11 protein-coding genes are annotated in these 8,251 nt (G+C 42.2%); 8 read left to right on the forward strand and 3 right to left on the reverse strand.

Annotation, left to right across the window (positions count from 1 at the left end; all coding sequences use genetic code 11):
• Positions 1–311 precede the first annotated feature (311 nt).
• From map to QME03_RS09860, 6 genes are all read left to right on the forward strand, one after another.
• A complete protein-coding gene (gene map / locus QME03_RS09835) occupies positions 312–1,175 on the forward strand; it encodes a type I methionyl aminopeptidase (protein WP_110370258.1) in 864 nt (287 codons plus the stop codon).
• Between the two features lie 9 nt (positions 1,176–1,184).
• On the forward strand, positions 1,185–2,219 hold the full coding sequence (gene tsaD, locus QME03_RS09840) for a tRNA (adenosine(37)-N6)-threonylcarbamoyltransferase complex transferase subunit TsaD (protein ID WP_273115979.1): 1,035 nt from the start codon (positions 1,185–1,187) through the stop codon (positions 2,217–2,219).
• An 18-nt stretch (positions 2,220–2,237) separates the two neighbouring features.
• A complete protein-coding gene (locus QME03_RS09845; protein WP_273261993.1) occupies positions 2,238–2,747 on the forward strand; it encodes a CinA family protein in 510 nt (169 codons plus the stop codon).
• Positions 2,748–3,131: 384 nt separating this feature from the next.
• The gene (gene rpmB / locus QME03_RS09850) at positions 3,132–3,395 is read left to right on the forward strand and encodes a 50S ribosomal protein L28 (protein WP_009230036.1); all 264 of its coding nucleotides are present in this window, start codon (positions 3,132–3,134) and stop codon (positions 3,393–3,395) included.
• A 5-nt stretch (positions 3,396–3,400) separates the two neighbouring features.
• A complete protein-coding gene (rpmG, locus tag QME03_RS09855) occupies positions 3,401–3,589 on the forward strand; it encodes a 50S ribosomal protein L33 (RefSeq protein ID WP_025815302.1) in 189 nt (62 codons plus the stop codon).
• Positions 3,590–3,609: 20 nt separating this feature from the next.
• Positions 3,610–3,768 (forward strand): DUF4295 domain-containing protein, encoded by a 159-nt coding sequence (locus QME03_RS09860; RefSeq protein WP_009230034.1) that lies wholly within the window; start codon positions 3,610–3,612, stop codon positions 3,766–3,768.
• Positions 3,769–4,320: 552 nt separating this feature from the next.
• On the opposite strand, the gene QME03_RS09865 is transcribed toward QME03_RS09860, so the two are convergent.
• Together QME03_RS09865 and QME03_RS09870 are read right to left on the reverse strand one after the other, a co-directional pair.
• Positions 4,321–4,719, reverse strand: coding sequence for a hypothetical protein (locus QME03_RS09865; RefSeq protein ID WP_232227125.1), 399 nt, complete (start codon positions 4,717–4,719; stop codon positions 4,321–4,323).
• Complete coding sequence (locus tag QME03_RS09870) at positions 4,720–6,177, reverse strand: aminoacyl-histidine dipeptidase (protein ID WP_273115989.1); 1,458 nt, start codon at positions 6,175–6,177, stop codon at positions 4,720–4,722.
• A gap of 89 nt (positions 6,178–6,266) precedes the next feature.
• Here QME03_RS09870 and QME03_RS09875 point away from each other — a divergent pair, with 89 nt between their 5' ends.
• Both QME03_RS09875 and QME03_RS09880 read left to right on the forward strand, forming a co-directional pair.
• Complete coding sequence (locus tag QME03_RS09875) at positions 6,267–6,497, forward strand: hypothetical protein (protein WP_025815300.1); 231 nt, start codon at positions 6,267–6,269, stop codon at positions 6,495–6,497.
• Positions 6,498–6,559: 62 nt separating this feature from the next.
• Entirely contained in the window at positions 6,560–7,174 is a 615-nt protein-coding gene (locus QME03_RS09880; protein WP_281724265.1) for an OmpH/Skp family outer membrane protein, read from the forward strand.
• 814 nt (positions 7,175–7,988) lie between these two features.
• Here the strand turns inward: QME03_RS09880 and QME03_RS09885 are convergent.
• The coding region (locus tag QME03_RS09885) for a hypothetical protein (RefSeq protein WP_281724266.1) at positions 7,989–8,251 on the reverse strand (263 nt) is incomplete at its 5' end.

Genomic DNA, 8,251 nt, shown 5'->3' on the forward strand with positions numbered 1-8,251 from the left:
TTATGAAATTATGTGCATGAGGGGGAAGCTTACAACTGGGTTTTAGGACTGACCCCTAAAGACACGCTGTTCTGAAACAATAACGCGAAACATTCAGTTTGGTTGCTTCGTTTTGCATTAACTTTTGGCTCAGCATTGAATAACTGTTTGCGTGCAGCTTGTATATAGGTGTAAAAAATGGTTATTTTACTTGTGCGTACCTAAGAATTAAAGTAACTTTGCATGTCTTAGCACTGATGTTGAGCGTGAGACTGAAGCTTATCTCGTCCAGAATACACTCAGCACGGCAAGATTTAAATAAAAAAGATGCAATGGTTTTAAATAAAAAAAGGAGATGGCATTGTCTTTCGGGGCAAGAACCAACCGACTTGGACAAGCAAGTGATGTATTGGGAGAATAAGGGAAAGTTGGTGCCAACTCGTGAATTAATAAAAACGCCCGAACAAATTGAAGGTATAAGGCGTAGTGGCGTTGTGAATACAGGTGTGCTAGACGAAGTGGCCAAGCACATCCGCGCAGGCATGAATACCCTTGAGATAGACAAAATTTGCTATGATTATTGTACTAGCCATGGCGCAATACCAGCTTGTCTCAACTACGAAGGCTTTCCAAAAAGTGTGTGTACAAGCATTAACGAGGTGGTTTGCCATGGTATTCCCAAAGAAGAGGATGTGTTACAAGAGGGAGATATCATTAATGTAGACTTTACTACAATTCTTGACGGATATTATGCAGATGCTTCCCGCATGTTTATCATTGGTAAAACCACGCCCGAGAAAGAACAATTGGTGCGTGTGGCCAAAGAATGTCTTGAGATTGGAGCAGAGGCAGCTAAGCCTTATAGCTTTGTTGGCGACATTGGACATGCCATTTCTAAGCATGCTGAGAAATATCATTACGGTGTTGTGCGCGACTTATGTGGACATGGAGTTGGGTTAAAGTTTCATGAAGAACCTGAAGTGGCACATTTCGGACGTCGTGGACAGGGTATGTTGCTTGTGCCTGGTATGGTGTTTACCATCGAACCCATGATTAATATGGGTACTTGGAAGGTGTTTATTGACGCCGACGACGAATATGGCTGGGAGGTTATAACGGGTGATGAGTTGCCAAGCGCCCAATGGGAGCACACCTTCTTAATGACCGAACACGGCGTTGAGATATTGACTAGATAAAAAGAAGCAATGAATAACGATAAAGACGTTTATATATTAGGTATAGAAAGCAGTTGTGACGATACCTCGGCAGCCGTGCTACACAATAATGTGTTGCTCAGCAATGTGACATCTTCGCAGGCTGTTCATCAAAGTTATGGTGGAGTGGTGCCCGAATTGGCTTCGCGTGCACATCAACAAAACATTGTTCCCGTGGTAGACCAAGCCTTGAAAAAGGCTGGAATTGAGAAAGAACAGCTATCGGCAGTGGCTTTTACACGTGGTCCTGGACTGATGGGTTCGTTGCTTGTTGGAGTTAGTTTTGCCAAAGGATTTGCTCGTGCTTTGGGTATTCCCATGGTGGATGTGAACCATCTACAAGGGCATGTAATGGCGCATTTCATTCAAGAACCCGATATGCAAAATCCTATACCACCATTCCCTTTCCTTTGTTTGCTGGTTAGTGGAGGTAATTCGCAAATCGTAAAGGTTAACGCGTATAACGACATGGAGGTGTTGGGACAGACCATTGATGACGCAGCTGGTGAGGCAATAGACAAGTGTTCTAAAGTAATGGGATTGGGTTATCCCGGTGGTCCTATCATTGATAGGCTTGCAAGACAGGGCAATCCAGCAGCATTTAAGTTTGCGCAACCCAATATTCCAGGGCTAGATTATAGTTTCTCGGGATTAAAAACCTCATTCTTGTACAGTCTGCAAAAATGGATTAAGGATGATCCTAACTTCATAGAGAACCACAAAGAAGACCTTGCCGCAAGCTTGGAATTTACCATTGTAGATATCTTGATGAAAAAACTGAAGCTGGCAGTGAAGCAAACGGGTATCACTCACGTGGCTGTGGCAGGAGGAGTGTCGGCAAATAACGGATTGCGAAATGCTTTTCACGAGGCAGCCGACAAGCTGGGGTGGACCATTTATATCCCTAAGTTTGGGTACACCACTGATAATGCAGCCATGATTGGCATCACTGGATATTTTAAATACCTGGATAAGGTGTTTTGTTCAATCGACAAACCCGCTTTCTCGAAGGTTACTTTCGAGTAAGCATAAACATTTATTATAATGGAACTAGAAACAAAAGTGCTTAGCAGAGAACTGCAACAACGCATGTACGACAATGGTCTTACCATCGCAACTGCCGAAAGTTGCACTGGCGGAAGGGTGGCACAAGCCGTTATTGCCACGCCGGGCGCATCTAAATATTTTAAAGGTGGCGTGATATGTTATAGCAATGATGTGAAAGAAAACTTGCTAGGCGTAAGTTCTGAAGTGCTTGCTGAAAAATCTGCAGTGAGCGAAGAAGTGGCTATACAAATGGTTAAAGGAGCTTGCGAAACGCTTAAAACTGATTATGCGATGGCTGTTACAGGTTATGCTGGACCTGTTGCTGGTGATAATGATGGCGTTCCTGTAGGTACTATTTGGCTGGCCTGTGGCACAAAAGATAAGACCATAACCCTGAAGTTGAACGAAGACTATGGCCGCGATATCAATTTGGCCATCGCCACTAACCGCTCCTTGCGACAAATGCTCAACTTTATTGACGCTGAAAAGGACACTACGGAGGAATAATAGTTGTGAATGGGCTGATATAAAAAGCATGCAGTTGGGCCGAACTTGAAAGTAAACACCGCTACACTGCAGCTTTTGCTATGCCTTATATAATAAAGAAGCAAACGTTCAAGCACATACTCAATACCTTTTTGGGATGTAAGAGCGTTTGCTTCAATTTGTTTGTTATGGAGAACAAATAGCATCGTATCCCATAACCCAAGCAGAGAGTGCAAAAAATACGTCCATATAAAGCTAAATAGGCCCAGAATAGGTCTCTAATACCACAAAAAACATAAAATCTTTGATAATTAATTGATTTGGTTAGGTAATTAGAAGAAAATTTCGTAATTTTGCATCCTGTTTGGAGTAAGTATCAAAAAAGAAAACAAAAAAAAGATAGCAATGTCGAAGATTTGTCAGATTACAGGTAAAAAGGCAATGGTTGGCAACAACGTATCGCACTCGAAGCATCGCACAAAGCGTAGTTTCGACGTGAACTTGTTCAGCAAGAAATTCTACTATGTGGAAGAAGGTTGCTGGATTAGCTTGAAAATCAGTGCCGCAGGTTTGCGCCTTATCAATAAAGTAGGTCTTGACGCAGCGCTTAAACAGGCTGTTTCAAAGGGCTTCTGTGATTGGAAAGACATTAAAGTTATAGGAGAATAATTATCATGGCAAAGAAAGCTAAGGGTAATAGAGTACAGGTTGTTCTGGAATGTACGGAAATGAAGAATAGCGGATTGGCTGGTACAAGTCGCTATGTTACCACCAAGAACAGGAAGAACACTCCTGAACGTATGGAACTAATGAAGTACAATCCAATCATGAAGAAGATGACGCTTCATAAGGAGATTAAATAACGTTTAATTAAAACAAGACTATGGCAAAGAAAGTAGTTGCAACCCTTCGTGACGGTTCAAAAGACGGACGTGCTTACACCAAGGTTATCAAGATGGTTAAGAGCCCGAAAACCGGCGCATACATCTTCGATGAGAAGATGGTACCTAACGAAGCCGTAAAGGACTTTTTCAAGAACTAAACCACTTTCGACGTAAGTCGAAGTAATGCATCATATAAAGGGAGGACGTTTGGGCGTTCTCCCTTTTTTGATGGCTTTATCTTTTTGTATGTCTTTGGTTAAACCCAAATCGGCCATTAGAGCCTAAACAGATTTTATTTTTCTTGTCGAGCAGATTGCCTGTCTTTGTAACGTAGGCGTAGTGGGTTACGTCAAGTTGCAAAGACAGGCAATCTGCTCGACAAGAGAATAAAGGTTGTTAGGAAACAACACAAAAACAAGAATTCTGTAAACATTGTGGTTTAATGACCGATTTCGATTTAATAGTTGCCCTTTGTTGCTTTGTTTTCAATCATGCATATGGTGTGGCAATAAGGCAAAGTGGAGTGAACGATTGTCCTATCAGCTTCTCTTTGCTTTTATGGGTGAGTCACTTGAAGTGTGCGAAAAACGTGATACAGGCTGGTTGACACTGAATAAATGACTTTGTTTTGTTAAGGTACTAAATGATATACGCCTCCGCAAAACGTCAAATGGCGCTTGCGGAGGCGTAAATGCTTTGGTGAGGTGGCGCTAGTTTGTTTTAACAGCTACCACACTAGTTAGTTCGGGGTCGAGATAGAAGGTTTGTTGATACGGCTTTTTCTCGCCCTTCTCGTCTTTCGCTTCAAGCGTTACGCGAAGCATAAGCAGGGTCTTGGTGTTCGTTGGACGTTGCCCAAACTTGGTGTCGGGCTTGTAGAGGCCTCCGTTCTTTACATCGGATTGCAGCGAAAGGATGGTTGTGTTGTCCACACGGTCGGTCGAATCGAGCTTGCCAACATCACTAATCGACACCGACGATAGTTGTGAGTACTCATCTACGAAGTCTTCAACTAATTGTTTTGCCGAGTGGCGTTTGTCGCAACTTGTGCCAGTGATAGCCAAAAGGGCCACGACAAGAAGTGAAAAGACGTGTTTCTTCTTCATCATTTATTTTGCTGGTACGTTTTTAAGAACATCTAACAAATGATCCCAAACCATCTGCACTGTGGGAATGAGCAAGCGTTCGTCGGGTGTATGTACGTCGCGCAGTGTAGGACCAAACGACACCATGTCCATGCCTGGATAGCTTGTGGCAAACTGTCCGCATTCCAATCCGGCGTGAATACCACGTACAATGGGTTCTTTATTGAACAAACGCTTGTAGGATTCAATAGCAAGCTTAGTGAGTTCGCTATTTGGATTCATTTGCCAAGCGGGGTAACCGTCTGTTTGTTCCACTTCGGCTCCAGCAAGTTTCAGCACGGCTGCAACAGCATTACATTGGTTATCGAGATTGCTCATCACGTTACTGCGTTGCGAAGCAAGCAATTCAACAGTGGTATCGGTGGTTTTTACTACGGCGATATTGCTTGATGTTTCTACCATTCCACCCAAAGCAGGATCTTGGCAGATTGCAAAAATACCATTGGTTAGGCCTTGTAGAGCCATAATAAGTCGACGACTAACATCTGACGGCAGCACTTTTTCTGCGTTTGCGCTTTCCATTGCAAACTCCATTGCGGTGTCGGTAACGTGGAACTCGTCTGCCACATTGTGTGCAAAAACATTCCAATCGGCACGCACGTTCTCTTTCACGTCATTAGGTACAGCCATCACAACGCGTCCATCGCGGGGAATAGCGTTGTGTAGTTTGCCCGAATTGAAGCTAGCTAGACGTACGTCGTATTTCTCTTGTTCCAAGTAAATAAAACGCGAAAGCAGTTTAATGGCGTTGGCGCGCTTCTTGTTGATGTCGTCGCCAGAGTGGCCACCAGTAAGTCCTTTTACCGAAATCTCTAGGAAGAAATGGCCTGCGGGTGCATCTTCTTTTTCAAAGTGGAACACGGCATGTGTGCTTCTTCCGCCTGCGCACGATACAAATATCTCGCCTTCGTCTTCCGAGTCTAGGTTGATAAGCCAATCGCCAGTCATAAATCCAGGCTCCATTCCCGATGCGCCTGTCATCTGAGTTTCTTCGTCGCTGGTGAAAACGCACTCCAGCGGACCATGTTCTATATCATTGCTTTCAAGCACTGCCAATTGCATTGCAACGCCAATGCCGTCGTCGGCACCCAATGTAGTGCCCTTAGCCTTCATCCATTCGCCGTCTACATAGCTTTGGATGGCATCTTTGTTAAAGTCGAATTCTACGTCAACCAGCTTGTCGCACACCATATCGGTATGACTTTGCAGTATCACAACCTTTCTGTTTTCGTAACCAGGAGTGGCTGGTTTGCGTATGTTCACATTGTTCACGGCGTCTACTTTTACGTCTAGTCCGTGTTTTTTGGCGAACTCTTTAAGGTATTCTACCATTTTTTCCTCGTGTTTTGAGGGGCGAGGTATTTGATTGATCTGTTTGAACTGTTCGAAAACACAGCTCGGTGATAAATTACTTTTATTCATATTTTGGTTTCTTTTTGAGTGATTTCGTAAATTATTAACTATCTTTGCAGCGTTTGAACACGGCATTATCGTTTGCAAAAATAAACAAAATGGCAGAGACATTAGCTTTATCCCTGTTAATAATTGCTATTGCAGTGGCATTATTATGTGTGAAGATGATTTTTAGAAAGAACGGAAAGTTCTCTTCGCAACATATTCACGACAACCCTGGACTTAGAAAGCAGGGTATTCATTGTGTGATAGACCAAGACAAAGAGGCGCGACGCACTGTTGCATCCGCTGTTAGTGAGCGCAGCGAAAGAAGCGCGCAATGCGATTAACAAAATTGCTTGGCATTAAAAGGGAATAATAAAAACGAGAAAAACAATATAAATACAATTAAATGAACAAGAAAAAAATTTTTGGAACGTTGGCCATTGCCGCAATGGCTACGGTGGCCTTTAGCTCTTGTAACAAACAGAACGAACAGGTCGAGAAAAAAAGCGAAACTGCTCCAAAGAGTGAAGTTGGAAGCTTGAAAATTGCTTATGTGGAGGTTGACTCTATCATGACGCAGTACAAGTTCTGCAAGGACTATTCGCTCATCCTACAAAAGAAAGGACAAAACATCCAAAGCACGTTGGCATCTAAACAACAGGCTTTGCAGGCTGCTGCGGCTAACTTCCAACAAAAAGTTCAGCAAAACGCTTATACGCGCGAGCAGGCTGAAGCTATTCAAGCAGGACTGCAAAAGCAAAATGCCGACTTGCAAATGCTGAACCAACGTTTGAGCAGCGAGTTCCAAGTGGAAACCGAAAAATATAATTCGGCCTTGCGCGATAGCATCCGTCACTTCCTTAACGAATATAATAAGGATAAGAAGTACAGCTTGATTTTGAGCAAGGCGGGTGACAACCTGCTATATGCTGACAAGGCTTTCGACATCACCAACGATGTTGTTGCAGGATTGAACAAAGCTTATAAACCTGCTAAGGCGCTGGAAACACCTAAGAAATAATGCTATGAGTAATTCATAACATATTTTGCCCCGATGGCTTAGCGCTGTCGGGGCAATTTATTTAAGTATGGAGAGGAAGATTGTATTATTGTATAATGTGATCGTAACCAGGTGGTGGACATAACGATTGTTTTTTATCCTGAACTCGTGTACATCATATATGTAGCAGTTGTGCCCATTAACTGCTACAAATTCAATGACACGAGAACGATGGATTAAACCTAATTAGAAAACCATTCGGGGCTTTTGTTTCCTGCCTTTTTTACTGATTTAATCCTGTTGTATCAGCGTTTTAATCGTACAAGACCTTTTGTACACCCACTACAGACCTTTTGTGGCGTGACGACAAGTCGTTTGTAGTCACGCTACAATTGGCTTGTAGTGAGGCTACCGATAAGTTGTAGCCACACTACAACTTGTTTGTAGCGCATCGTCTTCTTGTGATAAGTGTTTCTAGGAATCGTTCAAGGTCTAGGAAATGTATAAGAATTAGGTTCTAATATTTTTCTTTTTTAAAAAAATGCGAGAAAAGAAAAATATCTATATTTGCAAAAGTAAGCCCTTTGACTTGCAAAATCGGTTTTTATAAACATTAAACAATCTACCTATATGATGAACTTGCGTTAAAGCTCGTAGATAAGCATCTTTACGCAGTACTATTAGCAATCTTGGTGTCAGAAGATTAACGATTACAATTTTCTTTATCAGTATGTTTCTCGTATTATATTATAGTATATCTTAAGTACAAGACATAGGCTTTGTATTGGTATTCTATTGCTATGTTATTAATAGGTGTAGTGTATGATTCTGAAGATCAATCAATAAGCGTTTCTGTTTTTTGAATATTAAATAAACAGGAATACGGATCGTAGCAGAACAAAAGAAAGAAAACAACGAAAGCGTAGGAAGGGAGCGAACAATCATTTTTTAATGGTAAATGAAAAAAAATAAAGAAATAATTTGTGGTTTTGAAAAATTGTAGTACCTTTGCAGCGCATTTGGAGAAATGCCTTGTTAAAAAGCTGCGGAAATAGCTCAGTTGGTAGAGCACAACCTTGCCAAGGTTGGGGTCGCGAG

It is taken from the genome of Hoylesella shahii (assembly GCF_937990675.1).
GTDB classification, from domain to species: domain Bacteria; phylum Bacteroidota; class Bacteroidia; order Bacteroidales; family Bacteroidaceae; genus Prevotella; species Prevotella shahii.

Excerpts from the sequence above, each read along its gene's own strand:
- QME03_RS09870 (WP_273115989.1), bottom strand. The coding sequence starts at position 6,177 with ATGAATAAAAGTAATTTATCACCGAGCTGTGTTTTCGAACAGTTCAAA.
- tsaD (WP_273115979.1), top strand. The coding sequence starts at position 1,185 with ATGAATAACGATAAAGACGTTTATATATTAGGTATAGAAAGCAGTTGT.
- QME03_RS09865 (WP_232227125.1), bottom strand. The coding sequence starts at position 4,719 with ATGATGAAGAAGAAACACGTCTTTTCACTTCTTGTCGTGGCCCTTTTG.
- rpmG (WP_025815302.1), top strand. The coding sequence starts at position 3,401 with ATGGCAAAGAAAGCTAAGGGTAATAGAGTACAGGTTGTTCTGGAATGT.
- QME03_RS09880 (WP_281724265.1), top strand. The coding sequence starts at position 6,560 with ATGAACAAGAAAAAAATTTTTGGAACGTTGGCCATTGCCGCAATGGCT.
- QME03_RS09845 (WP_273261993.1), top strand. The coding sequence starts at position 2,238 with ATGGAACTAGAAACAAAAGTGCTTAGCAGAGAACTGCAACAACGCATG.
- rpmB (WP_009230036.1), top strand. The coding sequence starts at position 3,132 with ATGTCGAAGATTTGTCAGATTACAGGTAAAAAGGCAATGGTTGGCAAC.
- map (WP_110370258.1), top strand. The coding sequence starts at position 312 with ATGGTTTTAAATAAAAAAAGGAGATGGCATTGTCTTTCGGGGCAAGAA.
- QME03_RS09875 (WP_025815300.1), top strand. The coding sequence starts at position 6,267 with ATGGCAGAGACATTAGCTTTATCCCTGTTAATAATTGCTATTGCAGTG.
- QME03_RS09860 (WP_009230034.1), top strand. The coding sequence starts at position 3,610 with ATGGCAAAGAAAGTAGTTGCAACCCTTCGTGACGGTTCAAAAGACGGA.